The organism is Bacillus sp. K7, assembly GCF_053903245.1.
Map to the genome: position 1 here is coordinate 577,524 of NZ_CP096406.1, position 24,524 is coordinate 602,047.

The 24,524-nt window shown below is 43.6% G+C and carries 23 protein-coding genes, 2 pseudogenes and 1 riboswitch; of the genes and pseudogenes, 13 read left to right on the plus strand and 12 right to left on the minus strand.

What is annotated here, in order from left to right; translation table 11 throughout:
• Positions 1–4 precede the first annotated feature (4 nt).
• Positions 5–571, plus strand: coding sequence for a TetR/AcrR family transcriptional regulator (locus tag M1D98_RS03015; protein WP_010331150.1), 567 nt, complete (start codon positions 5–7; stop codon positions 569–571).
• A 39-nt stretch (positions 572–610) separates the two neighbouring features.
• Here the strand turns inward: M1D98_RS03015 and abc-f are convergent, their stop codons facing one another.
• The 3 genes from abc-f to dinB all read right to left on the minus strand — a co-directional run bounded on the left by abc-f (position 611) and on the right by dinB (position 4,611).
• Entirely contained in the window at positions 611–2,245 is a 1,635-nt protein-coding gene (gene abc-f, locus M1D98_RS03020; protein ID WP_456279992.1) for a ribosomal protection-like ABC-F family protein, read from the minus strand.
• A gap of 321 nt (positions 2,246–2,566) precedes the next feature.
• Positions 2,567–3,943, minus strand: a complete 1,377-nt coding sequence (locus tag M1D98_RS03025; protein WP_010331148.1) for an amino acid permease — start codon at positions 3,941–3,943, stop codon at positions 2,567–2,569.
• Positions 3,944–4,092: 149 nt separating this feature from the next.
• Positions 4,093–4,611 carry a damage-inducible protein DinB gene (gene dinB, locus M1D98_RS03030; RefSeq protein WP_268527847.1) on the minus strand — a complete coding sequence of 173 codons (519 nt, stop codon included), beginning with the start codon at positions 4,609–4,611 and terminating at the stop codon, positions 4,093–4,095.
• Between the two features lie 166 nt (positions 4,612–4,777).
• On the opposite strand from dinB, the gene M1D98_RS03035 reads away from it, so the two are divergent.
• Both M1D98_RS03035 and M1D98_RS03040 read left to right on the plus strand, forming a co-directional pair.
• The gene (locus tag M1D98_RS03035; protein ID WP_026014573.1) at positions 4,778–5,236 is read left to right on the plus strand and encodes a MarR family transcriptional regulator; all 459 of its coding nucleotides are present in this window, start codon (positions 4,778–4,780) and stop codon (positions 5,234–5,236) included.
• Complete coding sequence (locus tag M1D98_RS03040; RefSeq protein WP_010331145.1) at positions 5,233–7,890, plus strand: MMPL family transporter; 2,658 nt, start codon at positions 5,233–5,235, stop codon at positions 7,888–7,890. Before M1D98_RS03035 ends, M1D98_RS03040 begins: the two co-directional genes overlap by 4 nt.
• A gap of 39 nt (positions 7,891–7,929) precedes the next feature.
• Here the strand turns inward: M1D98_RS03040 and M1D98_RS03045 are convergent, their stop codons facing one another.
• From M1D98_RS03045 to M1D98_RS03055, 3 genes are all read right to left on the minus strand, one after another.
• The gene (locus M1D98_RS03045) at positions 7,930–8,559 is read right to left on the minus strand and encodes a nitroreductase family protein (RefSeq protein ID WP_456279993.1); all 630 of its coding nucleotides are present in this window, start codon (positions 8,557–8,559) and stop codon (positions 7,930–7,932) included.
• A gap of 15 nt (positions 8,560–8,574) precedes the next feature.
• Complete coding sequence (locus tag M1D98_RS03050) at positions 8,575–9,069, minus strand: MarR family transcriptional regulator (protein ID WP_082022745.1); 495 nt, start codon at positions 9,067–9,069, stop codon at positions 8,575–8,577.
• A gap of 81 nt (positions 9,070–9,150) precedes the next feature.
• Positions 9,151–9,708: a helix-turn-helix domain-containing protein gene (locus M1D98_RS03055; protein ID WP_010331142.1), complete on the minus strand. Its 558-nt coding sequence runs from the start codon at positions 9,706–9,708 to the stop codon at positions 9,151–9,153.
• Positions 9,709–9,827: 119 nt separating this feature from the next.
• On the opposite strand from M1D98_RS03055, the gene M1D98_RS03060 reads away from it, so the two are divergent.
• From M1D98_RS03060 to M1D98_RS03070, 3 genes are all read left to right on the plus strand, one after another.
• A complete protein-coding gene (locus M1D98_RS03060) occupies positions 9,828–10,553 on the plus strand; it encodes an AzlC family ABC transporter permease (protein ID WP_010331141.1) in 726 nt (241 codons plus the stop codon).
• Entirely contained in the window at positions 10,550–10,873 is a 324-nt protein-coding gene (locus tag M1D98_RS03065; RefSeq protein ID WP_010331140.1) for an AzlD domain-containing protein, read from the plus strand. Before M1D98_RS03060 ends, M1D98_RS03065 begins: the two co-directional genes overlap by 4 nt.
• 192 nt (positions 10,874–11,065) lie before the next feature.
• Positions 11,066–12,274 carry a Bcr/CflA family multidrug efflux MFS transporter gene (locus M1D98_RS03070; protein WP_121641999.1) on the plus strand — a complete coding sequence of 403 codons (1,209 nt, stop codon included), beginning with the start codon at positions 11,066–11,068 and terminating at the stop codon, positions 12,272–12,274.
• A 35-nt stretch (positions 12,275–12,309) separates the two neighbouring features.
• On the opposite strand, the gene M1D98_RS03075 is transcribed toward M1D98_RS03070, so the two are convergent.
• A complete protein-coding gene (locus M1D98_RS03075; protein ID WP_121642000.1) occupies positions 12,310–13,047 on the minus strand; it encodes a sulfite exporter TauE/SafE family protein in 738 nt (245 codons plus the stop codon).
• A 247-nt stretch (positions 13,048–13,294) separates the two neighbouring features.
• On the opposite strand from M1D98_RS03075, the gene M1D98_RS03080 reads away from it, so the two are divergent.
• From M1D98_RS03080 to M1D98_RS03090, 3 genes are all read left to right on the plus strand, one after another.
• On the plus strand, positions 13,295–13,969 hold the full coding sequence (locus M1D98_RS03080) for a GntR family transcriptional regulator (RefSeq protein WP_010331136.1): 675 nt from the start codon (positions 13,295–13,297) through the stop codon (positions 13,967–13,969).
• Positions 13,970–14,090: 121 nt separating this feature from the next.
• The gene (locus M1D98_RS03085) at positions 14,091–15,353 is read left to right on the plus strand and encodes a glycosyl hydrolase family 18 protein (RefSeq protein WP_456279994.1); all 1,263 of its coding nucleotides are present in this window, start codon (positions 14,091–14,093) and stop codon (positions 15,351–15,353) included.
• A gap of 146 nt (positions 15,354–15,499) precedes the next feature.
• Positions 15,500–16,687: a macrolide family glycosyltransferase gene (locus tag M1D98_RS03090; protein ID WP_010331134.1), complete on the plus strand. Its 1,188-nt coding sequence runs from the start codon at positions 15,500–15,502 to the stop codon at positions 16,685–16,687.
• A 38-nt stretch (positions 16,688–16,725) separates the two neighbouring features.
• On the opposite strand, the gene M1D98_RS03095 is transcribed toward M1D98_RS03090, so the two are convergent.
• The 4 genes and pseudogenes from M1D98_RS03095 to M1D98_RS03110 all read right to left on the minus strand — a co-directional run bounded on the left by M1D98_RS03095 (position 16,726) and on the right by M1D98_RS03110 (position 20,134).
• The gene (locus tag M1D98_RS03095) at positions 16,726–17,433 is read right to left on the minus strand and encodes a membrane lipoprotein lipid attachment site-containing protein (protein WP_456279995.1); all 708 of its coding nucleotides are present in this window, start codon (positions 17,431–17,433) and stop codon (positions 16,726–16,728) included.
• A 66-nt stretch (positions 17,434–17,499) separates the two neighbouring features.
• Positions 17,500–18,888, minus strand: coding sequence for an alkaline phosphatase (locus M1D98_RS03100; RefSeq protein ID WP_010331132.1), 1,389 nt, complete (start codon positions 18,886–18,888; stop codon positions 17,500–17,502).
• Between the two features lie 260 nt (positions 18,889–19,148).
• A pseudogene (locus tag M1D98_RS03105) lies at positions 19,149–19,636 on the minus strand (DUF4944 domain-containing protein).
• 18 nt (positions 19,637–19,654) lie between these two features.
• On the minus strand, positions 19,655–20,134 hold the full coding sequence (locus M1D98_RS03110) for a GNAT family N-acetyltransferase (protein WP_121642004.1): 480 nt from the start codon (positions 20,132–20,134) through the stop codon (positions 19,655–19,657).
• 258 nt (positions 20,135–20,392) lie between these two features.
• Here M1D98_RS03110 and M1D98_RS03115 point away from each other — a divergent pair.
• Positions 20,393–21,011 (plus strand): annotated as a pseudogene (locus tag M1D98_RS03115) (YdhK family protein).
• Positions 21,012–21,025: 14 nt separating this feature from the next.
• On the opposite strand, the gene pbuE reads toward M1D98_RS03115, so the two are convergent.
• The gene (gene pbuE / locus M1D98_RS03120; protein ID WP_456279996.1) at positions 21,026–22,192 is read right to left on the minus strand and encodes a purine transporter PbuE; all 1,167 of its coding nucleotides are present in this window, start codon (positions 22,190–22,192) and stop codon (positions 21,026–21,028) included.
• A gap of 54 nt (positions 22,193–22,246) precedes the next feature.
• A riboswitch (purine riboswitch) is annotated at positions 22,247–22,346 on the minus strand.
• A 178-nt stretch (positions 22,347–22,524) separates the two neighbouring features.
• On the opposite strand from pbuE, the gene M1D98_RS03125 reads away from it, so the two are divergent.
• Genes M1D98_RS03125 through celB form a run of 3 tightly spaced genes read left to right on the plus strand, consistent with a single transcriptional unit; the run spans position 22,525 to position 24,515 of the window.
• Complete coding sequence (locus tag M1D98_RS03125) at positions 22,525–22,836, plus strand: PTS sugar transporter subunit IIB (RefSeq protein WP_010331126.1); 312 nt, start codon at positions 22,525–22,527, stop codon at positions 22,834–22,836.
• Positions 22,836–23,168, plus strand: a complete 333-nt coding sequence (locus tag M1D98_RS03130) for a PTS lactose/cellobiose transporter subunit IIA (protein WP_010331125.1) — start codon at positions 22,836–22,838, stop codon at positions 23,166–23,168. Before M1D98_RS03125 ends, M1D98_RS03130 begins: the two co-directional genes overlap by 1 nt.
• Positions 23,169–23,186: 18 nt before the next feature.
• Positions 23,187–24,515, plus strand: a complete 1,329-nt coding sequence (gene celB / locus M1D98_RS03135; protein ID WP_121642005.1) for a PTS cellobiose transporter subunit IIC — start codon at positions 23,187–23,189, stop codon at positions 24,513–24,515.
• Positions 24,516–24,524 lie beyond the last annotated feature (9 nt).

Below are 24,524 nucleotides of genomic sequence, written 5' to 3' on the forward strand. Positions count from 1 at the left end.
AACAGTGACCCGAGAACATATAAAACGCGAAGCCGTTCGCCAATTTAATCAGCTTGGGTATGAGGGAGTTAAAATGGCGCATATTGCCAAAGAATTGGGAATCCGGAAACAATCTCTGTCCTACCATTTTTCATCAAAAAAGGATCTGTTGATGGAAGTATATCCGGAGATTGTTGAAGAAGAAGTAGGGTTTATCAATGATTTTTTTGAATCCCGAAAGGATATGCCAGCCAAAAATCTAGTATATGATTTTTTAAAAGAAACCCAGGTGCGCTTTCATGCTATGCCCAATGTAGCCTTTTTGCAGGCGATGTCGTTTAAGGCTCCTGCTGAAGTAAGTGATTTTATTTCAGCCCAGTACCTGCTGTTTCTGCATGCTTTGAAAAGCCGAATTGCCCTTGTTTTTAAAGAATCGGGCATCACCTGTCCGCCCGAGAAGTGTGCGATTGCCTTTATCACTCTTTTTGACGGGCTGAACATTCAGCTGGTATACGAGAATAAACAATCATTTGAGCGATCTTTAGAGATTTCCTTCGAAATTTTTTGGCAAGGGCTGAAGGCAAAATCTTGAAAAATACCAAGGGTGAACAGCCCTTGGTATCCCTTACCGCTATTGATCCAGCTCTTTCATTCGTTTTGTCATCTCATTGAAAGCCTGATCAAGCTCCTTGTATCCTTTATCATTCGGCGTCATCAAACTGAGCTTTCCCAGCACTTCTTGTCTTTCTGTCTCAAGCTTTAAACGAAGCTCCTCCCGCTCATTTCTTTCTGAAGGAGCGCCATGTAACTGCTTTTCGATGCCATCGTCCGAGATGACGAGTTTACAGTTTGTTGTTTTTTCGAGAAAGTAGCGGTCATGTGACACCGCCAGCAATGTGCCGCTGTAGTGTGACAGTGTCTCTTCAAGCTGTTCGCGTGAGGGCAGGTCGAGATGATTTGTCGGCTCATCTAAAATCAGCACGTCTTTTTCCTCGAGAATATAAGCCATCAGTTTGACCTTTACACGTTCGCCCATACTCATATGCTTGATCGGCTCCGCCCATTGGGGACTTGTAAAACCTAAGTGCTTCATCAGATTTTGAACATGTCCTCTTGCTTCGTATGTTTCATGATCAAATAACTCTTCCGGTGTTTGTTCTAAAGGCAAGTCAAACACCTCCTGCGTTAGATAGCCGATATTTGCAGACGGCGACACCCATACATGCCCCTCAGCCGTTTCCTTTCCCAGAATGATTTTCAGTAATGTTGTTTTTCCGCTGCCATTGGGGCCTATGATTGCAACTTTTTCGCCGTGCTGAATTGTAAAGTGTGCGTTTTTAAATAGGATTCTTTCGCCAAAAGCCTTCGTTACATGCTGAACTTCCAAAAAGCGTTTTCCTGTTTTTTTGATTGTATCCATTGAAAAACGGACAGTATATTCCGGCTCAACGGGTTCCGCCTTTGCTTTTTCCAGCTCTTGTTCAAGCCGCTTGCGCTTGGATTTCATTTGGGCATCCGTACGCTTCGCTTTTACACGGTGATATTCTTTAAACCCTTCCTTTTTCGTCGATTGAGCGTGTGCTTTTTCCGACCATGAACCAAGCTCATTCATTTGGGCTTCAATCCGTTCAACCATTTTTTGCTGCTTCTCATATTCACGCTGCTGGGCGAGCCTTTGCTTTTCCCGGTGCTTCATATACCCAGAGTAATTTCCTTTGAATTCAATCAAGGTTTGAGCTTCGAGCGACCAAATTTTTGTTGCGGTTTCGTCTAAAAAATAACGATCGTGAGAAACAAGAATCACAGTGCCTCTATAACTTTTCAGCTGTTGAATGAGGAATTGCAAGCTTTCTTCATCAAGGTGGTTCGTCGGTTCATCTAACAGTAAAAGGTCTGCATCCTCTGATAGTCCTTTTGCCAGCCGCGCTTTCAGTTTTTCGCCGCCGCTTAACTGTTGGAAATCACGGACGGGCACACGCCATTTATTCAGTAATTTCTTTTCGGCGGGCGTCTGGTCCGCAAAGGAATACGACATGGTTTCCTGTTCTACCAGCGTCATTTTTAAATCCTGCCGAAATCTTCGGATCTGTCCCTGTGAAGGGGCTAAGGCATTGTGAATGAGGTGCAGCAATGTTGATTTCCCGGCGCCATTTTTGCCGATCATCCCAATGATATCTCCTTGCTGCACACTGGCATTTACGTTTTTAAAAACAGTGAGGTTCATCACTTCATAGCTGACATTTGTTAATGTTACGATCTCTTTCATTCATATCCCTCGCTTTAAAGGGAGAATCAAAAATCCTCCCAAATGTGTTGGAAGGATTAGCCGCGCCGTTGCAAATAAGCTATTGTTCATCAATAGCCATGTCGTATATATAGAAAATGGGCAGACTAATCCTATTTTTTCTGATTTGAAATATTGATTTCAAACGTAAAAATAAGATTAGTTAATCATTGTCCACCCATCATCCCTTCTTGTTTGTTACACACACTATAGCATAACTTCACATGCGAAAGCGAAGGTCATTTGGTATATTTTTCATAAAAAAAACTCCTGCTCTCATTTTTGAGGCAGGAGACGCGAGTCTTATTGAAGTTTTGCTTTTCGCACTTTATAAATCACAATCAGCAAAATAAACCAAACCGGCGTAACAAATAAGGAAACCCGAGTGTCTTGAGCTAATGCTAAAACAACAATGATAAACGCCAGGAACGCAAGAATCAGGTAATTTGCAAATGGATAAAGCGGAAGCTTAAACTTGTTTGTTTTCGCTAATTCAGGTCTTGTTTTTCGGTATTTCATATGGCAGATGACCGTAATGCCCCAAATATAGATAAAGCAGACGGTTGAAATGCTTGTGATCAAGGTGAATACGCCTTCTGGCATGATGTAGTTTAGCGTGACACCGATTAAAATCACGATACCTGAAAAGAACAACGCATTTCTAGGTACTTTGCGCGGAGTCAGTTTCGCCATTGATTCCGGCGCGTTGCTATCTTTCGCCAGGGAATACATCATGCGGCTTGTACTGAACACAGCGCTGTTGCATGCAGAAGCAGCGGATGTCAAAACAACAAAGTTGATAATACTTGCTGCCGCGACGATGCCAACCGCGACAAATACTTGTACGAACGGGCTTTCGCTCGGATTGATGACATTCCAAGGATAGATGCTCATAATCACAAGAAGAGCTCCGATATAGAAAAGCAACACCCGGATTGGGATATTGTTAATCGCCTTAGGAATGACTTTTTCAGGGTTCTCTGTTTCACCAGCTGTAAGTCCGACCAGCTCAATGCCGACAAAGGCAAACACAACCATCTGGAACGAGAGGATAAACCCGTGCATTCCATTCGGGAACATGCCTCCATGGCTCCAGAGATTTGTGAAACTGGAGGCCCCTGAGCTAGTGGGAAACCCTTTGAAGATCATCACAAGACCAATAGCGATCAGCGCCAAAATGGCAATGACTTTAATTAACGCAAACCAAAATTCTAATTCTCCAAAAAGCTTGACGGTTGCCAGATTCATAATCAATAAAACAATCAGAGCGATTAAGCCGGGCACCCATTGCGGGACACCGGGGAGCCAATATTGAGTGTAAAGCCCGACGGCTGTCAAATCAGCCATCGCGATGGAAATCCAGCAGAACCAGTATGTCCAGCCGGTGATAAAGGCTGCCATATCGCCTAGATAGTCTTGTACAAAATCAACAAAAGAGTGATAGTTCAAATTCGATAACAGCAGTTCACCGAGAGATCTCATAATTAAAAAACAAATGATCCCTGTGATCAAGTAGGCGAATAAAATCGAAGGGCCGGCAAAATGAATCGATTTTCCTGAGCCGAGAAATAACCCCGTCCCAATCGCCCCGCCGATGGCGATGAGCTGGATGTGCCTGTTTTTCAGGCCCCTCTGTAAGTTTTGCTGATTTATATTGTTTTTCGTCATATCGTCTGTCACTTTGTATGTTCCTCCATTGAAAATTGTTTTGAGCCAGCAATACGTTTTTAATGATTATTATAACACTAAAATTTCTATCTTTTTTACTATAAAGGTAAATGGTAAAGAAATTTTAATGTTTTTTGAAAAATCCATTTGAAAAAAGTCTTTTATGCCATTTCTGCTTTTTTCATATACAGGTAGAGCCCATAATCTGTGGGAGCAGATGAGTATCCTGCCTGATGCAGCATTGCTGTGATATTTCCGCGGTGGTATGTCCCGTGATTGACTACGTGGGGAACCAGCTCAGCAACAGTCGTTGGCATGATTCCGCCTGAGGGGTTTTGAATCTGGAGAGGTTTATCGATCTGTTCGTTTTGCTGTAAACATAAGGTGTAGCGCTCGGATAACTTCAAAAACAGGGCTTCCATCTCCTCTATTTCTTTTGCCTCTGTCTGGTCCTTAAGCTGTTCAGCTAATGCCAGAGCATCGTTCATGCTTTTGCCGGAAAATACTTCAATCCAGCCGAGATCAGAGAGGTAAACATGAGATAAGACATGGGATATAGACGGAAACACACTTTGAATGTCTTGGCGATAGACCTCTTTTGGAAGCTCTTTTAACCGATTGAATATTTGCTGATTGGCCCATACGTTATATTCATAAAAATGCAGTGAGAAATCTGACATGTCGGTTTTCTCCTTTCGGGTTTATACCTCCATTGTATAACGAACAGGAGTTCTTTGTGGAGTTTTCATAAATAAAATAGGTTGACAGACATAGTTTAGAGGAATAAACTAATTGACATTGATCATATAGTTTAGAGGGGTAAACTAATTGGAGGAGGGGAAGATGTTGAATGAACAAAAGCTATGTCAGGCGATAAACCTGTTTGTGGAAGTATTACTCGAGGGGACAGAGTTTGTGCATCGTGAAATCAATCAGGATGTCTTCAAGCATATCTCCAGAGAACAGGCGGACCTGTTAAAAATTTTAAAAGTCAAAGGACCAACCTCTCCCGGCAGTCTGGCTATGTATCAAAATGTACATAAGAGCGCGATTTCGAACAGATTGAAAAAGCTGCTTGAAAAAGGATTGGTTGAATGGGATGACTGTCCGGCAAATCGTGATAAGCGCTCTAAGCTTATCAACATCACAGCCAGCGGTGAAGACATACTGGATGAATTAGATTCAGCTATTTTTAATGCTCTTAAAGAGCTAATCGACGATATAGATGAGGAACACTTAAACTCTATCATAGAGATATTCACCATTCTAAAAAGCAAATTTAAAGGAGGAGATCCTGCCGAATGAGAGCAATCATCAAATTCAAGTGGGCTATTGCAGCCGTTATATTAGCACTAACCGTGATACTGAGTTTGTTTTCTCCGAACGTCACGGAGCTTGCCAATCAAAAGGGGCAGGCACAGCTTCCCGCTGATGCCGTTTCAGAAAAAGCGAATGCCATTTTAAAACAAGCGGGAGAAGACAATAATTCGATCAGTATGGTCTTGACATTAGACCACGCTTTGAAAAAAGACACAGAGGATCAGCTCCGGACAATGATTGATAAAATCAAAAAAATTGACGGGGTAGAAGGTGTAACGTCTCCTTTGACGGCGGAAAAAGAAGTCAAAGACCAATTGATCTCGAAAGACAAGAAAACCGTCCTCGTTCCTGTCACGATTACAGGTTCTGATAAAAAGGCGGAAAAAATCGCCGATGACATGTATAAAGTCGTTCCTGATGATGTAACCGCATATATAACAGGGGCTTCTCTTATCAATCAGGATTTCGCTCACAGCTCAGAGGAAGGGCTCAAGAAAACGGAAGTGATCACAGTCTGCTTGATCATCGGTTTATTGCTGATCGTGTTCCGCTCTGTTGTGACGCCTTTTATCCCGATTGTGGTTGTCGGGTTCTCTTATCTCATCAGTCAATCCATTCTGGGCATTCTCGTGTACAATGTCGATTTTCCTATCTCGACGTTTACACAAACTTTCCTAGTCGCCATCCTGTTCGGTATCGGAACAGATTACTGCATTCTGCTTCTGACCCGATTCCGTGAAGAATTGGCAAATGGATATGACAAAAAAGAAGCGGCCCTTATCGCTTACCGTACAGGAGGAAAAACCTTATTTATCAGCGGTTTTGCTGTATTAATCGGGTTTTCTGCCTTAGGTTTTGCGAAATTTGCGATTTTCCAATCCGCAGTAGGAGTCGCAGTCGGTGTCGGAATTTTAATGATCATCCTCTACACATTACTGCCATTATTTATGGTGACACTGGGAGAAAAGTTATTCTGGCCTTCTAAAAAAGTGCTGTCGCACAGTGACAATAAATTATGGGCGTTTCTTGGCAGACATTCGGTTGTGCGTCCGTTTCTGTTTATTGTCATCACGGTGATCATCACGCTTCCGTTCATCTTGGCCTATGATGACCAGATTTCATTCGATTCGACTGCGGAAATCAGCAGCGATTATCAATCAGTAAAAGCTCTTGAGGCCATCAAAGATGGATTCGGTGAAGGGAAAGCGTTCCCGATCAATGTTATCGTGAAAGGAGACAAAGAACTCACGACAGCTGATACAATCCCTTACCTTGGAAATGTCAGCAAAGCGATTGAGAAAGTCGATCATGTTGACTCTGTCATGACCATTACACAGCCGACCGGTGATACAATCAAAGATTTATATATTGATAAACAGCTAAACTCAGTTTCAGACGGGCTGGATAAGACGGCAAAAGGAATCACCGATGTCCAGAGCGGTTTAACGGATATAGAAAATGGATTGAATCAAATGGCTGGGCAAACCGGCTCTGCCTCAGATAGCAGCTCCGGCGGTTCACTAGGCGATGCGGCAGACGGATTGGGCAAAATCAATCAGCAGCTGCAGCTTGTGAGCAAACAGATTTCCCAAACCGGCAATACCGCACAGACCGTGCAGCAGCTTACGGCAATCAGCGGACAGCTTGGACAGATTCAAACTGGCCTTGAACAAGCGGACCAGCAGCTCTCAGGCCAGCAGGCACAAGCCGGAACGCTGACAGAAAGCCTGAAGAAGCTGGCCGGAGGCGTGAAGAGTGCAAATGACGGCCTGACGAAAATCTCTGACGGCATGTCAGCTTCCAGTGATATGTTAGAGAACATGGGCAAAAGCTCAAGCGTAAGAGATACAGGCATATTCATTCCTGATCAAGTCATGAAGGATAAAGGCTTTAAGAAGTCAATTGACCAATATTCCTTTGCGGATGGCAAAGGCGTGAAATTAAGCGTCGTCCTGGACTCTAATCCTTATTCAGAACAGGCCATTACAACAATCAATCAAATCAAAAAAGCCGTAGCAAACGAAGTCGACGGCACTCCTCTGGAGGATGCCCAGATCGTATACGGCGGAGTCACAAGTGTGAATGCGGACTTAAAAGAACTGTCCACAGCGGACTTCTCCAGAACAATGGTGATCATGATTATAGGCTTGTTTATTGTGTTAACCATTTTGTTCCGCTCGATGATCATGCCGATTTATATGATCGCGTCATTGCTGTTGACGTACTATACGTCGATATCCATAACAGAATTAATTTTTGTGAACGGCCTGGGAAATGCCGGCGTCAGCTGGGCAGTACCGTTCTTCAGCTTTGTCATCTTGATCGCGTTAGGCGTGGATTATTCGATCTTCTTGCTTGACCGCTTTAAGGAGGAGGTGCACCTTGGCATAGAGCAAGGTGTCATCAAGTCAATGAGCAAAATGGGGTCCGTCATTATTACAGCGGCCATTATATTGGCCGGCACGTTCGCGGCGATGATGCCCTCGGGCGTCAATACGCTGATGCAGGTGGCGAGTGTCATCATTATCGGGCTGCTGCTTTACGGCCTTGTCATACTTCCGCTCTTTATGCCGGCAATCATCGTGACCTTTGGAGAAGGCAACTGGTGGCCGTTTAGAAGGAAGAAAATCAAAGAATAATAGAGAAAAGAGCCCAGAAATGAGTCTGGGCTCTTTGTTTTACTTCCATTCTGCAATTGTATCAATTGGGAGACGGTAGGAAGCATAGCCTTCGTCCGCTGCTTTTCCGATAGAAAGAAGCATGACCGGTACATACCGTTCTTTATCTAATCCGAACGTTTCCGCGATGTTTTCTTTATCGTATCCTCCGATCGGGTTTGTATCATAGCCGTGCGCGCGTGCAGTCAGCATCAGTTGCATCGAAACGAGCCCTCCGTCAATCAGGATGGTTTCGCGGTTTACCTGCGCGGGAAGCTTTTCAAAATGAGCGGTCAGCGCGGCGATTTGTCTATCTTTGACCTCTTGCGGCATGTAACCGAGTTCCACCGCTTTTGAATAAATTTCTTCTAAGTAGTCTGCATTGTTCATGTCTGCAAATACAGCGATGACGGCAGATGATGTTGTGACTTGTATTTGGTTAAAGCTTGCAAGCGGTGCGAGCTTTTCTTTTCCTTCCGGGCTGTCGATGACGAGAAAACGCCATGGCTGCGCGTTAACAGAAGATGGCGCAGTTGTTGCTTCCTCTAAGATTTCTTTCATCTCTTCTTTGCTGATTGTCACCGTTGGATCATAGTTGCGAATAGAACGGCGGCCTTTCATAATCTCCATAAAATCGTTTGTTTTGATCATGTTGATACACTCCTCTTAAGCTTCGATATTGTCTATGTTGTTACGCATACGCGCCAGCACACCAATAAGCAGGCGGCGCTCGTCAGCACTTACATTTGCGAGCATTTCCTTCATGAAACGCTCCTTTTCTTTCTTAGAAGACTCGATCCGCTCTCTTCCCTGGGCTGTTAACCGAACAAGGGTGATGCGATTGTCCTCAGGCTTGCGCCGTCTTGAGACCATGCCTTTGGCTTCCAGCTGTTTCAGGTGTCTAGTGACGGCTGCGCTATCTATATTTACTTTCTTTTGAAGGTCGCTTTGACTGATCTCATCTGCATGATAAAGCAATGTCAGCAATTCCAAACGAGATTGGCTGATGCCCGTGCATGCCTCGAACTTCACGCCAATCACCTTGTTCACGCCTTGCAGCTGATATAAAATCTCGGCTTCCTCTGAACAAAATGACGCCAAAACCCATCCCTTCTTTCTTGTCAAACCTATTAATTGATATATCAATGATTGACACGTCAATTAATATACAATGATTGATTCCAACTTGCAAGCCATTTGCACATTTAAAAAACCTCCCTCGTTTATGAAGGGAGGTTTTGGTCATTCTTGCGGCTCAGGATAAAACATCAGCAGAAAAAAGCTGGCCGTTTTTTCAGAAGAATTGATGTAGCTGTGCGGGGTTGATCCTGTAAATTGCAGGGCATCTCCTGAAGCGAGCATGTGCTCCTGGTCTTGCAGTTTAACCGTTAATTCACCTTCTTTAATGAGTAGATATTCTTCTCCTAAATGTGTTTTTGCTTCATGTATACATCCAGGTTTCAGATCAACAACGTAAATTTCAAACTTTGTTTCAGGATTGTAGGGAAAAAAAGGGTAGACACTGTAGTTTTCTTCATTATCTGTAACAGGTTCAATATCCTTCAGATTGATCTTTTTCACTTTCGGTTTGTCTTCTTTCAGAAATATAGAAAAGGATACTTGAAGCCCGTTTGCGATCTTCCATAGCGTGGTGACAGTCGGGGTTGATTTCCCTTTTTCGATTTGTCCGAGCATCGCTTTGCTGACACCCGTTAATTCAGAAACTTGATCAAGAGTCAGTTTTCTGTTTTTTCTAAGTTTGACCAGATTCATTGCGATAATGGCTTGGATATCATCCATACATGTATCTCCTTACGTCCATATTCGTTTTCATTATAACATATGGAAATCTGTTATTACATTCTATTGTCAGCTATAACATACAAGTGTATAATATGTTAGACGAGGAGGGGACCAGAATGATATCTGAGAAAGAAATGGCTCATGCACAAACTGACGAGCCGACATTTCTGAAGGGGCTTCAAGATTGTATCCCGACGCTGATCGGTTACATCAGTGTAGGATTGGCACTCGGAATCGTGGGAATTGCATCGCATTTGAGCGTGATGGAAATTGTGCTTATGTCGGGATTGGTTTTTGCGGGCGGCGCCCAGTTTATTATGTGTGCGTTGTTGGCGGTAAACAGCCCGATGTCCGCCATTATTTTGACGACGTTTATCGTGAATTTGCGGAATTTTCTATTAAGTGCTGCGCTCGCTCCTCATTTTTCAAAGTATTCACTGGCGAAAAATGTAGGGATCGGCATGATGGTGACAGATGAGTCGTTTGGTGTGGCTTCCAATAAGATTGTCAAAAACGAGCCGATTAACGATCGCTGGATGTTCGGCTTAAACCTTACAGCATATGCGTGCTGGGTGCTGTCTTGTCTGGCGGGTGCTGTTTTTGGCAAATGGATAACCGACCCGGAATCATTCGGACTTGATTTCGCGGTGACGGCCATGTTTTTAGCGCTGCTGATTCTTCAATTGGAGCATGTTGTGCCGGCGAAGCTCAAACATTATGTCTCTCTCATGATCTATATGGTGATCGCCATGGTTGTGTTTTCTTTCTTTATGCCGTCTCATCTTGCTGTCATCATATCAACGGCCATCGTAGCGACAATCGGGGTGGTGACGGATAAATGAGTATCAATACATACGTCTTGATGGTGATTATCGGCTGTGCGCTGGTGACGATGATTCCCCGTATCATTCCTTTTTTAGTTGTACGGAATATCACTTTGCCGGAGCCCGTGCTCAAATGGCTTTCCTATGTGCCGGTGTGTATATTGACAGCGCTGGTCGTAAAGGATTGTATGATTCAGTCTAATGGTACTGTGCAATTGAATTGGCCTGCAGCCGCCATCTTGATCCCGACCCTCTTGATTGCGATGAAAACGAAAAGCTTATCCATTACTGTGATCAGCGGTGTACTTCTTATGGCGGGTTTGCGGTTATGGGCATAAAACAAGAGGATCGGCACTTACTTGATCAGGGCAGAAGACCCTGATTTTTTTGTGTCTTTCGTTCAAGCTTTAAGCGGCTTTCACAGCTTGAAAGTTATGATACAATATACAAATGTTTCACAGCTTCAATCCATCGTTGGGGTTGACATGGATTTGACATAAGGGACTAGGTTGAAGGGAAGGTTTGATAACATGCTGCAAAATCCTACTGGAAAAGAACGCTTGGCATTGGCGTTGCTGCTCGGCATGCTTGCTATATTGGGCCCGCTTAATATAGATATGTATTTGCCGAGTTTTCCTGAAATCGCGGATGATTTATCAGCAAGTGCTTCACTTGTACAGTTAAGTTTAACAGCCTGTCTAGTCGGCCTTACCATCGGCCAGCTGATCGTCGGGCCGGTCAGTGACGCGCAGGGAAGACGAAAGCCGCTATTAATCTGTATTTTTTTATTTGCGTTATCTTCTCTGTTTTGTGCGCTGTCGCCCAACATTACAACACTAGTGACTGCGCGCTTTTTACAAGGGTTCACCGCTTCCGCGGGACTTGTGCTGTCTCGCGCCATCGTCCGCGATGTGTTTACTGGAAGAGAGCTTTCTAAATTTTTCTCGCTGTTAATGGTTATTACAGCTGTTGCGCCAATGGTTGCGCCAATGACAGGCGGCGCCATTTTGCTTTTGCCATTTGCAACGTGGCATACGATTTTTCACGTGTTAACAATCATCGGGTTTTTACTTGTCCTGTTGATTGCGTTTCGATTAAAAGAAACGCTGCCGCCGGAAAAACGGATTCCAAGCTCAATCGGAACATCTGTTAAAACGATGGGCAGCCTGCTGAAGGATCGGTCCTTTATGGGGTACGCGTTAACGGTCGGATTTGTTCACGGGGGAAGCTTTGCATATGTGTCCGGTACGCCTTTTGTATACCAGGATATTTATGGAGTGTCGCCGCAGGTGTTTAGTATTCTGTTCGGCATTAACGGCCTGGCGATTATATCGGGCAGCTTTATCATCGGGCGCTTTGGCGGAATCATCCATGAAAAAAGCCTGCTTCGCATAGCTGTCATTACCGCTATGATTGCGACGGCTGTGCTTTTGGCTATGACCATTATTCACGGCCCTCTCGCCACATTAGTCATATCCATTTTTATTTACATGATTACAATTGGCATGGTTCTGACCAGCACGTTTACGCTGGCTATGGAGAAGCAGGGGCACCGAGCCGGAAGCGCAAGTGCGCTGCTTGGCATGCTTCCGCTTCTCCTCGGATCGATCGTTTCCCCGCTTGTCGGCATTAATGAAACGACTGCCATTCCAATGGGAGCGATCATGTTTGTGACAGCGGTCATCGGTTCGCTGGCGTTTTTTGGACTAACGAAGGAGCGAGCGGAGCACAGCTCATAAAAAAACCTGACATGGCGTCAGGTTTTTTGTTTTAGTTAGAATAATAACAGCAGGCCCGCAATCGCAGGAGTCAAGAAGATGGCCGATTTCAGAACCACCTTTGGCATAAGGTTGGTGAATTTCGCGCCTACATAGGCACCGCACATCGTGCCGACTAAGACTTTCATCAGCAGTATATAATCGACATAACCTTCTGTGATGTATCCGATTCCTCCACCTACAGCGAGAGGAATGATCACAAGCATCGTCGTTCCGACAGAATGGCGGATGGACAGGTTCAGCATGATCATTAAACCGATTTGAATAAAAGGCGCCGACCCAATGCCGAAAGTGCCGGAAAGAACGCCGGAAACAATGCCTAAAATGACCGCTCTCGTATACGTTGAAAGGTGGCTCTGATTCATTTGAGCCTTCTCTTTTAAAAGAAACAATCTGATTAAAATGAGAATCGCTGATAAAAACAACATCCCAGCCGTCAAGTAGTGTAGCAAATCAGACGGAATAAAGGATGTCAGCTTGGCGCCGAAAAATGAGCCAACCGCAGCAAAGCATCCGACTGTTAAGCCGATTTTCATCTGAATGTTGCCTTCACGATAATGGCTGTACGCCCCTGATAAGCTGGTAAAAGCCATGCCGGCGAGAGAAGTGCCAAGAGCCGTATGAATCGGGATATGGAAAAGAAGAGTTAAAAGTGCAATGACAAAGCCTGCTCCTCCGGCACCAATAAAGCCTAAAATAATTCCCAAAAGAAACATAACTAGAATAATGAGCATATTTTTCCTCCATTGAAAAGGTATAAGAATGTAAGAGTGCGCTGTTTTGGCGGAGGTATGGCGGCTCATTGACGATGAAAAGCATGCCGGTTTTTCAGTTGCCAGTAGTCCGTCGACCGTCGTTCAGCAAACATATCGTACCTCAAATTCTGAGATCTGACAAGGCAGTTTGTTGCTTCCCATTACCATCTGTTATATGATTTTGATGAAGAAAAGCCCATGAATATATTCAAAAGAGGTATTATATATGGACGATTTTAAATTAGACAAACCGACTCCTTACTACCTGCAATTTTATAACCAGCTGAAAAAAATGATCTTCAACGGAACTTTTAAGCCGGGGGAACGGATCAACGAAACACAACTGGCGAAAAGCTTTGGTGTCAGCCGATCTCCGATAAGGGAAGCTATGCGGCTGCTTGAGAAAGACGGTTTGTTAAAAGCAGATGACCGAAATGGATTTTCTATTACATCGTTAACGGCAAAAGATGTAGATGAGATTTATAAAATCAGAATTCCGCTGGAGCAGCTGGCAGTTGAGCTAGTCATAGAAGAAGCGGATGAGGAAGAGCTTGCCATTCTTGAAAAACAGCTTGAAGAAACAGAAAAAGCCATTCACAACGGAACAGAAGATACGGTAATCATCAGCTTAAACCAAAAATTTCATGAGCTCCTTGTCGATTTTAGCCATAACAGACATTTAAAAAATTTGCTTGAGCATGTCAATGATCTGATTCACTTTTGCAGAATCCTAAATTATACTGGCGACCACCGTGCAGAAACGATATTGAGTGAACACCGCAAGATATTTGAAGAAGTGAAAAAGAAAAATAAAGAAGCGGCCAAACAGTATGTGATGGCTCATTTCAATCATGACTGTGAGCATTTGAAACATGTGATTGGAGAAGGAAAAGAGAATTGATTTGCGTGATACGGTACCAGGGGGAGCTTCTCCTTGGTTTTTTTGTGTTCACAAACATATAAAAGGGCTCCCGTTAATACCATTTTATGATGGATTTATTAACGAATAATGGGGGTTACACATGTTTATCCATATCGTCCGGCCTGGTGATTCTTTGTTTTCCATAGGCAGAAGATACGATGCTGCTGTTGATCAAATCCGGGGTGTGAACGGGTTAGAAGAAACGAATATCGTGCCCGGTCAGGCTCTGCTTATCCCTCTTTATGTGTATACGGTTCAGCCGGGAGACACGCTGACCGCCATTGCGGCAAAATCGTTTGTTCCATTAGAGCGGCTGCGGGCGGCAAACCCGGGCATCAGCCCAAATGAATTGCAAGTCGGAGCAAAAATAACGATCCCTTCTATCTCAAATTACATTGCGGGAACGTTAAGTTTTTATGTGCTCCGAAATCCCGATCTCGATCGCGAATTAATTAATGACTTTGCCCCATACTCGTCTTCAATTTCGATTTTCGAATACCATTTTGCACCTAACGGCGACATTGCAAATCAATTGAATGATGCGGCTGCAATCGAGACCACATGGCAAAGACGAGTGACGCCGCTTGCTACCATAACAAACCTTACATCAGATGGTTTCAGCACAGAACTCGTTCGCCAAGTCCTGAACAATCCGGCAGCGAGAACCAATCTGGTCAACAATATTTATTACTTGGTCTCGACAAGAGGATATGGGGGTGTGACAATCGATTTTGAACAGGTAAGCGCCGCGGATCGTGATCTGTTCACTGGATTTTTGCTCCAGCTGAGAGATCGTCTTCAGGCGGGAGGGTATGTGCTGACGATAGCTGTTCCTGCAAAAACAAGCGATAATATTCCATGGCTGAGGGGCTATGATTACGGAGGGATCGGAGCAGTTGTCGATTATATGTTTATCATGGCTTATGATTGGCATCATGCCGGAAGTGAGCCGGGGCCTGTAGCGCCGATTTCGGAGATCAGAAGCACCATTGAGTTTGCGATTGCGCAGGTGCCAAGCAGAAAAATCATCATTGGAGTTCCGCTCTACGGGTACGACTGGATTATCCCGTACCAGCCGGGCACTGTTGCTTCAGCCATTTCAAATCAAAATGCAATCGAAACAGCGATGAGGTACCAAACCCCGATCCAATATTCAGCCGAATACCAATCACCTTTTTTCCGATACCGTGATCAACAGGGGCGGACGCATGAGGTATGGTTTGAAGATGTCAGAAGCATGAGCCAGAAAATGCTGATCGTCCGGGAATACGGACTGCAAGCCATAGGCGCTTGGCAGTTAACCTTGGGTTTCACGCCAGGCCCATGGCTTTTGCGGAAATTTTTTACGATCAGAAAGGTATGAAAAAGACACCAAAGCTTGGTGTCTTTTCAGGATTTAGTCCAGATGCGTTTCATGAATCAATCATTTGTCCCTTGCGTGGCGTTGCGTTCCCATTTTACGATTAGTAGAGTCTGATCAAACATAGCGAGTGAGAGGGAGTAGTCAAAATGAAAACGGTATTGATTTTAAATTTTCCGGCGGAAGGCCATGTGAATCCAACCTTAGGCATCACAAAAGCATTTTCCGAGAAGGGATATGATGTCCATTATATTTCCACTGAAACATATAAAAAACGATTAGAAGCAGCGGGCGCAACTGTCCACCTTCACCGCGACCTGCTCCGAACAACACCTATTCAAATCGCTTCACCCAATGGAATTCTTGAGTTTCTTAAAATCCATATCAAAACCTCGCTGGACATTTTACATATAGTAAAAGACTTATCTAAGAGCATTCAATTTGATTTTGTTTATTTTGATAAATTCGGGGCGGGGGAATTGGTGAGGGATTTCTTAGATATTCCCGGAGTCTCTTCATCAGCATCCTTCCTGTTTGGCGAAGAGCATCTGAAAATCCTGCCGCTGCATCCGGAATCCGGAATCCCGCTTGAATTGGATCAAGAATGCGAAGACCTTTTGGCTCAAATGAAAGAAACGTACGGTGTTGCCCCGAAAAATCTGGTTCAATTCATGAACAATAAAGGGGAATTGAATGTCGTGTATACAAGCCGTTATTTTCAGCCTGAAAGCGATCGTTTCGGGGATGAATGTCTGTTTATCGGTCCCAGCTTTCCAAAGAGAGCGGAAAAATCAGATTTCCCAATTGAACAGTTAAAAGATGAAAAGGTCATTTATATTTCAATGGGCACTGTTCTGGATCATACGGAGGAATTTTTCAACCTTTGTATAGATGCATTTTCTTGCTTTAACGGAAAAGTCGTTATCGCTGCCGGAGAAAAAGCGGATCTGGCCAAATTAAAGCAGGCGCCGGAAAACTTTATCATCGCCCCATATGTCCCTCAGCTGGAGGTTCTGGATCATGCTGATGTTTTTATTACACACGGTGGAATGAACAGCGTAAATGAAGGCATCCATTTCAATGTGCCTTTGGTTGTATTGCCCCATGACAAGGATCAGCCAATGGTGGCACAGCGTCTTTCTGAACTTCATGCTGGCTATGTCATCTCAAAAGATGAAGTTGATGTGCAAAAATTAAAAGAGGGCGTAGATGAGGTTTTGCATCACGATCAATATACGAAAGGGATCCAAAAAATCAATCAAAGCTTCCAAGAGTGCATGGACATGGATGAAGTGATGGAGCGGATGAATAAATTGATTCGTCAAAAAACCAAATAAGCAAAGAACTCCCGTCATTCAGGACGGGAGTTCGACATTTAAAACTCGATTTTAATCTTTTGAGCATCACTGATTTTCTGATGGTTGTGGTCAAAGACGTCACTTGTTGTGATTTCGATCCATTTGATCTCTTTTGCTTTTTTCTGTTGAGACTCTTCATCATGGGCATGGCCGCTTGATGCGTTCACAATAAAACCAAGATTTCCGGACTTCTCGGCTCCGGCTTCCAATTCCCCATTTAACTCTTCAAGATAAATGTCTTTGTTCCAATCAAAGGTTTCCCCTGTATTTGTTTTCATTAAGGCAATCGGCGCAACATTTACTTTCTTTGAAGATGTGTTCTTGATGTCAATGAAGACCTTAACGAAATCAAACTCCTCATCGTGTGTTAACACATGAAAATAATCAATCATGCTGTAGTCCGGACGCAAATGGATCAGCTTCATCTCTTTTACTGTTAACTCCACGTCGCCAATCTTGTAAGTTTGATTCACTTGCTTGATATCCTTTAAAACAGCTTTTCCTTTGTCATCAGAAAACGTTTGGCCCGCCTTCGTCAAAGATCGGTCATCGGTAACTTGGGAATTAGGCTGATACTCATCTCTGCTGTCTTTTTGAGATGATGTGCTCTGCGGAGCGGCTTTTACCTTTTGCTCCTCGCCCGCATTTTGTTTTTCTGTATTGGCGTTTGACGAGCAGCCCGCAAGCATGACGATAAAAACAGCAATCGAAAGAATTCGTCTCATCATGATTCCTCCATTAAAAAGAGAGCCCGTCACTTTCATACAAGTAACGGGACACCTTGTATTCTATTACTTATCGTTAATCTTAATCTTGTATTGTAAAGCGTCGAAAACTTTTTTTGCGATTTCCGTATTGTCAATTTGCCCTGCAAAATCCTCGCTGGACGGTCCGTACGCGTAGACGGGAACATCTTCACCAGTATGTCCGCTTGTCGTCCATCCAGTGTGGGAGCGTTTATTGAAAATCTCCTCGATCGCGTTATCGATTTCAAGCACTTCTTTCGTTTTTGCTGCTTTTTCAACAGATTGAATTTCTGATTTTGTTAAAGATAATTTCTTTTGGTCAATATACGTTTTTAATGTTTTTTCAACACCTGCGCCGTCAGCGATTTTTTCTGCCATAAAATCAGGTGTGCGCTTTGCGGCTTTAATAGGTTCGCTGAACCAGTTGTAGATGCCGTCCGCACCGATGGAATACCCGCCGGTTGAGTGGTCAGCCGTTGCGACAACCAATGTGTGCTTGTCTTTTTTGGCGAAATCAATAGCCGCCTTAAAAGCTTGTTCGAAGTCTTCCATCTCACTCATGGCAGCGACGATATCATTGTCATGTCCCGCCCAGTCAATCTGGCTGCCTTCCACCATGAGGAAGAAACCGTCTTTATTCTTGTTTAATTTTTTAATAGCAATGTTTGTCATATCTTTTAATGAAGGAATATCCTTCGTGCGGTCAATCATTTTAGGCAGGCCGCCGTCAGCGAATAGGCCGAGAACTTGGCTGTCTTTATTTTTAAGCATGTTCTTGCGGTTATCCACATAGCTGTATCCCGCTTTTTTGAATTCTTTGATCAAATTGCGGTCCTTTCGGTCAAAATTGCTTTTTCCTCCGCCGAGAAGCACATCAATTTTGTGTTTGCCGTTTACCATTTCATCAAAATAGTCATCGGCAATCGAGTTCATGTTTTTCCGGCTGTGATTGTGGGAACCGAAAGAGGCCGGAGTGGCGTGTGTGATTTCTGAAGTGGCCACAAGTCCTGTTGATTTTCCTTTTTCTTTCGCTGCTTCAAGAACCGTCTTGACCTCTGACCCGTCGTTATCCACCGCAATCGCATTGTTATATGTTTTCACTCCAGCTGACATAGCCGTAGCCGCAGCTGCAGAATCTGTTACGTTTTGTTCTGGATCTTCAGGGTAAGTCGTTTGCTGGCCGACAAGGTATTGATCAAAAGCGGTAGGCTCTACAAACTTTGTCTTTTTATTATCCTTTAAATAACGATAAGCGGACGTATACGACACACCCATACCATCACCAATCAGAACGATCACATTCTTAATTTCGTCTTGATTCCCCTTTTTCTTTTCCTTGGCGCTAGCTTCAGGCACACTGCCGCCGGCTAAGCTGCTGAACGCAATAGTTGATAAAAGCGCGATAGGCAGTAATTTCTTCGGGAATTTTTTCAACTGGATAACCTCCTAAAAATAGATGAATCTCAATGACAACCTCATTATATTTTTAAATTGTTAAGCGAATATGAATTGATTTTAAAGATTGGATTTACAAGAATAAGAGAGTCGCGGACAATGAGGCCCTTCCGACGGAGTGAGGACGAGCATATAAAAAGATCAGGCTGAATGCCTGCGGGGATAAGGGGGGGCAGAGAGACTTACCGGACAATTTGCAAGCGGAAAGCAGGGACCTCTATGAGATTCCCCGCTTTTATTTAATGATCAAACAAGGTCTTTTCATTAAGGGAAAACTGACTCGCAGTAGCATGATCACCTTGCTTCCATATCACTTCAACCGTAATATCATGGCCTTCAAACTCATGTTCATCTAACCGCTCTAAAAAAGAAACGGATGTCTCTTTTGCACTTCCATCGCGGGAAGTGCAGCCGGAATAATCGCGCATGGGGATTTCAGTATGAGAACGTAACAGAACCTCATGATCTTTTTTCATAATCAGTGACTCGACATAAGTGTGGTCTGCTTGAGCCGTATCGCCTATCCAATAAAGATTGCCGCTGTATTCATTCGGTGCATCTTCATTTTTTGTGAAAACTGCTTCCCAATTCCGATCTTTGCTTTCTCCCTGCCAGTTCGGATACTCCAATCGCACATCATGAAACAGGTGATAGGAAAAAAGATCAAGCAGAAAGCCACTAATAAAGATGCTGTGAAAATGAGAGGGTATTTATAATGACTGGACATAAAACAACTCCTATTCATTTAATCAATTACCTTTGAAAAAAGAATTTCATCTCGAATTAAAATGCCGTTTTCAGCTTTCTTAGGAATCTCCGGCTTGAGTCGCCTCGCTTTTTCAACTGCATTCGGAAACAATGCGGTGAATTGATAGCCTCTCTTTTGATAAAACGCCATCGCATATACATTATCATTTGTTGTGATAAGCTTTATTCGTTGACAATGGGCAATTTTAGCCGTCTCTTCAACCTGCTGCAGTAAAGCTGTGCCGATTCCTTTCTTTTCAATGATACGATCTAATGAAATGATTTCACAATCTTTTCCATCTATCACGTATGTAATAAAACCGATGATTTGGCCATCCTCATCTAAAGCGGCATAGCCATCTAATTCATCACATCGAAAAACGCCGCTGGAAATCACCATTTCGGGTGAACCCCATTGCTTGGCAAAAAAATCGGTTATTCTGTGTTTCTCTAACTTATTATTTGAAATGATTCGCATTGTAATCCTCCTTTTCTATGAAATTGGAATGTGCAATTTTAATATATACAATTACTAACAAGTATAAAATAATGTAATTTACTAAAGGCTGCTCAAAAAGGAAAAAGAGGTACAGCGGTTTTTTCATGTTTATCTATGCAAACCAATGGGAATAGGACAAACTAAGGAACATATAATGAGAAGTTTAGTGTATTTACATACCGTTCGGGGGTATAGTATCCTTGAAGGAGCATGTTTGCTTGCAGATATGCGATTTTATTGTCTGAGGGCAAAAGTACAGCAAAAAATGAAGCAAAGGAGAATGAACATGATAGTCTCTAAAAAAGCACTCGGAATTCTGATGTTATCTCTTATTTTTGTTTTATCAGCTTGCGGCAATAACAATAGTACGAAAGACAACACGCACGAAAATCAAACAGATTCGACATCACATGAAGAAATGGAACATTCCGGATCAGCTGACGTGCCAGAGGGATTACAGGAATCTAAGAATCCGAAATACAAAGTTGGCAGCCAGGTAGTTATCAATGCTTCCCATATGAAAGGCATGAAAGGTGCCGAAGCTACAGTGACCGGTGCCTATGACACAACGGCGTATGTGGTCTCATACACTCCGACAAACGGGGGACAGCGGGTGGATCATCACAAATGGGTGATTCAAGAAGAGCTCAAAGACGCGGGAGATAAAACATTAAAACCCGGAGATCAGGTGATCTTAGAGGCTTCCCATATGAAAGGCATGAAGGGAGCAACAGCAGAGATCGAATCCGCCGAAAAAACAACCGTGTACATGGTTGACTATACATCGACAACAAGCGGCGAAAAAGTGAAAAACCATAAATGGGTCACAGAAGATGAGCTTTCAGCTAAATCATAAAAAAAATCCTCCTGTTACAAGGAGGATTTTTTTGCTGTCTGAACAGGTCTTGTTAAAGAAATCAAGGCAAACAGGACAGCGATAATGACAATCGATCCGCCGCACCAGGCCGTTGAGACAACAGTACCTGTCTGATCCAATACAATACCACCAATGGCTGAGCCAAGTGCAATTCCGACTTGAAGGGCAGACGTATTAAAGCTTTGCTGAATATCAGACGAATCTGGCGCAATTTCAATTAAATAGCTTTGCTGAGCAGGTGCGAGACTCCAGCTCAGCAGTCCCCAAATCACCATGACAGGCAAAAAGAAAACCAAAGACGATGTTGACAGCGGCAGTAAGAACATAATGACGGCAAAGGAACCGGTCACCAGCAAAATGCTCTTAAACGAACCAAGCCGGTCAGAAAGCGTCCCCCCGAAAGGACCTCCACACACAGCAGATATCCCGAAAAGGAAATAACAAATGCTGACCCAGAAAGAGCTCAGGTGAAGAGTTTCTTCTAAAAACGGCGCAAAGTAGGCGTATAGCGTGTAGTGTCCGGCTAAAGTAAACATCGTGACAAGGTGTGAACTCGCGATTTTCAAATTGCCAATCGTCTTGAGCTGCTCTCGGAAAGGTATAATTTTTTCCGTCGGTATCTTTTCAAAGAAGATTGAAATAATCAGCATGGAGACTAGCGCCAAAAGTCCAATGCCAAGGAACAAAATGCGCCAGCCGAAGGAATCACTGATTAAGATTCCGAGCGGCACGCCTAATGCGATAGCGGAACTGAATCCCATAAAAATAATGCCGATTGCGCGCGCTCTGTATTCAGGCGCTACAATTTTCGGAGCGATCGTTAAGGAAAGCACAACAATCAGCCCTGTACTCATCGCAGCCAATACCCGTGATACCATAAGCGTCGCAAAGTTAGGGCTAAAATAGGCGACAAGATTGCTAAGGAAGAAAACAAATAAGGCTATTAAATATAAACGCTTGCGCTCAATCTTCGCAGTCAATGCCAAAAGCAGCGGCCCTGACACTGCATATCCCAGCGCAAACACACTGATCAGCTGCCCGGCTGAGACAATGGAAATGTCTAAATCATTTGCGATCTGAGGAAGAATTCCTCCCACAATTAACTCAACCAATCCGACTGCAATCGTAGAAGCTGCAAGCAGGAAAACTTTAAAATTCATAACAAACTCCTTTACTTAAATGTTTTGACAAATAAAAAAATCCTGATTACAAAAAATGTCATAAACAAATTTTGTAATCAGGATTTTACGGTTCCTGGTAGACACCCTCAAACCATATTATTGAGGTTATACAAGTGATAATAGCTATATTGAATTGATTCGTTTCCGTTGATGAGTGTATCACATTATGAATGAATCTTCCATAGAAAAATTTGCAAAGCGGTGAACTGCACGAGAATATGATTATATTTATTTTATAAAAGTATAGACATTTAAAAATAAATGCCTATAATAACATTTGTAAGCGTTTTAATCATAAGGGGGGATAGCAGTTGAAAAAAATATTACTTGCGTGCAGTTCAGGAATGTCAACCAGTCTATTGGTGACAAAAATGAAGGAATACGCACAATCCATCGGAGAGGAAGCGGAGATTTGGGCAGTCGGGCAAGATAAAGCGAAAGAAGACATGAAAAAAGCGGATGCGGTATTGATCGGCCCGCAAATGAGCTTTCTGAAAAGCGAACTGCAAAAAGAAGCGGATCAATACAACATTCGGGTTGAAGTCATTGACATGATGGCCTATGGAATGGCAGATGGCAAAAAAGCGTATGAGCAAGCATTGTCATTAATGGAGAATCAATAATGGAGCAGATAAAAATCACAGATTTAACAGACGAACAAATCAGTTTTCAGCTCATTCTGCACAGCGGAAATGCCAGAAGCTCCATCATACAATCACTGCGTGCCTACAAGGAAGGGAACAAGGAGGAGGCGGATGCCCTCATTACAAAGGCTGATCAGGATTTATCCGCGGCCCATGACATTCACTTTCAAATGATACAGAAAGAATCTGGCGGGGACGCGGCAGCATTCTCCTTGCTGCTTATGCATGCGGAGGATCACCTGATGTCAACATTGACCATGAAAGAATTAGTGAAAGAGCTGCTTGATCTCTTTCAAACAAAGAATCTATAAAAAATCGGGGTGGATAGGGTGTTCGAGAAAATCAGCCAATTCCTTGTTCCAATTGCAGGGAGGTTAAACAATAACCGCTATTTGCAAGTGCTGCGAGACGCGTTTATGCTGGCCTTCCCGCTGACGATATTCGGGTCCATTTTTGTGGTCTTGACGAACCTGCCGTTTTTAAACAAAATCATGAATGCCTCAATGCTTACATCGTTTCAGTCTCAATTCGGCATTGCCTCCACGGCGACTATGGGCATTATGTCTGTCTTTGTCGTATTCGGGATAGGCTATTACCTGTCAAAAAGCTATCAGGTCGAAGCCGTCTTCGGGGGCGCGATCGCTTTAGTTTCCTTTTTGCTTTTAACGCCATTCATCGTTCAGCCGGAAACAGGAGATGCCATGACAGGGGTTATCCCGGTCGACCGTCTCGGTGCAAAAGGGATGTTTCTGGGCATGATTACGGCTTTTCTTTCTGCCGAAATCTACAGAAGAATCGTTCAAAAAAACCTGACGATCAAAATGCCTGCCGGTGTTCCGCCTGCAGTAGCAAAATCATTCGCCGCACTTATTCCGGCCTTTATTACCTTGACCGTGTTTTTGCTGATTAACGTTCTGGTGACTCAGCTTTTTAAAACAAATATGCACGACGTCATTTATCACGCGATTCAGGCTCCGCTTGTCGGACTTGGAAGCGGTATCATTCCGACGTTGATTGCTGTGTTTTTCATTCAAATCCTTTGGTTTTTCGGCCTGCACGGACAGATCATTATTAATTCTGTGATGGACCCGATTTGGAATACACTGCAGGTAGAAAACCTTTCTGCTTACACGGCGGGAAAAGAAATCCCTCATATTATTTCAAAACCGTTTATGGAGATTTATACAGTAGGGATGGGCGGAACCGGGATGACGCTTGCGATCGTCTTTACCATACTCATATTCATGAAAAGCAGGCAGATGAAGCAAGTATCAAAACTCGGCCTGGCTCCCGGTATTTTTAATGTAAACGAACCGATTATATTCGGGCTTCCGATTGTTATGAATCCGATCATTATTGTGCCTTGGGTTTTGGCGCCGATGGTTGTTACGCTCGTCACCTATCTGGCCATGTCAGCCGGGCTCGTTCCGCCTCCGACTGGTGTTACGGTCCCGTGGACGGTTCCATTATTCATTAATGGCATCATGGCAACGAACTCGATTATGGGGGGCGTGATGCAGCTTGTCAATCTGCTGATTGTCTTCGTGATTTGGTTTCCGTTCCTAAAAGCAATGGATAAATTACATCTTGCAAAAGAAAAAGAACAGGCTGTACAGGAAACAGCTGCCCAGCAAAATGATAACAGCATCAAAATGTGACATAAGGGG

Bases quoted from the DNA above. Each gene is read 5' to 3' on its own strand.
- M1D98_RS03070 (WP_121641999.1), top strand. From the start codon at position 11,066: ATGCTGCAAAATCCTACTGGAAAAGAACGCTTGGCATTGGCGTTGCTG.
- M1D98_RS03040 (WP_010331145.1), top strand. From the start codon at position 5,233: ATGAGAGCAATCATCAAATTCAAGTGGGCTATTGCAGCCGTTATATTA.
- M1D98_RS03065 (WP_010331140.1), top strand. From the start codon at position 10,550: ATGAGTATCAATACATACGTCTTGATGGTGATTATCGGCTGTGCGCTG.
- M1D98_RS03110 (WP_121642004.1), bottom strand. From the start codon at position 20,134: ATGCGAATCATTTCAAATAATAAGTTAGAGAAACACAGAATAACCGAT.
- abc-f (WP_456279992.1), bottom strand. From the start codon at position 2,245: ATGAAAGAGATCGTAACATTAACAAATGTCAGCTATGAAGTGATGAAC.
- M1D98_RS03060 (WP_010331141.1), top strand. From the start codon at position 9,828: ATGATATCTGAGAAAGAAATGGCTCATGCACAAACTGACGAGCCGACA.
- M1D98_RS03080 (WP_010331136.1), top strand. From the start codon at position 13,295: ATGGACGATTTTAAATTAGACAAACCGACTCCTTACTACCTGCAATTT.
- M1D98_RS03075 (WP_121642000.1), bottom strand. From the start codon at position 13,047: ATGCTCATTATTCTAGTTATGTTTCTTTTGGGAATTATTTTAGGCTTT.
- dinB (WP_268527847.1), bottom strand. From the start codon at position 4,611: ATGTCAGATTTCTCACTGCATTTTTATGAATATAACGTATGGGCCAAT.
- M1D98_RS03045 (WP_456279993.1), bottom strand. From the start codon at position 8,559: ATGATCAAAACAAACGATTTTATGGAGATTATGAAAGGCCGCCGTTCT.
- M1D98_RS03130 (WP_010331125.1), top strand. From the start codon at position 22,836: ATGGAGCAGATAAAAATCACAGATTTAACAGACGAACAAATCAGTTTT.
- M1D98_RS03085 (WP_456279994.1), top strand. From the start codon at position 14,091: ATGTTTATCCATATCGTCCGGCCTGGTGATTCTTTGTTTTCCATAGGC.
- M1D98_RS03095 (WP_456279995.1), bottom strand. From the start codon at position 17,433: ATGAGACGAATTCTTTCGATTGCTGTTTTTATCGTCATGCTTGCGGGC.
- M1D98_RS03090 (WP_010331134.1), top strand. From the start codon at position 15,500: ATGAAAACGGTATTGATTTTAAATTTTCCGGCGGAAGGCCATGTGAAT.
- pbuE (WP_456279996.1), bottom strand. From the start codon at position 22,192: ATGAATTTTAAAGTTTTCCTGCTTGCAGCTTCTACGATTGCAGTCGGA.
- M1D98_RS03055 (WP_010331142.1), bottom strand. From the start codon at position 9,708: ATGGATGATATCCAAGCCATTATCGCAATGAATCTGGTCAAACTTAGA.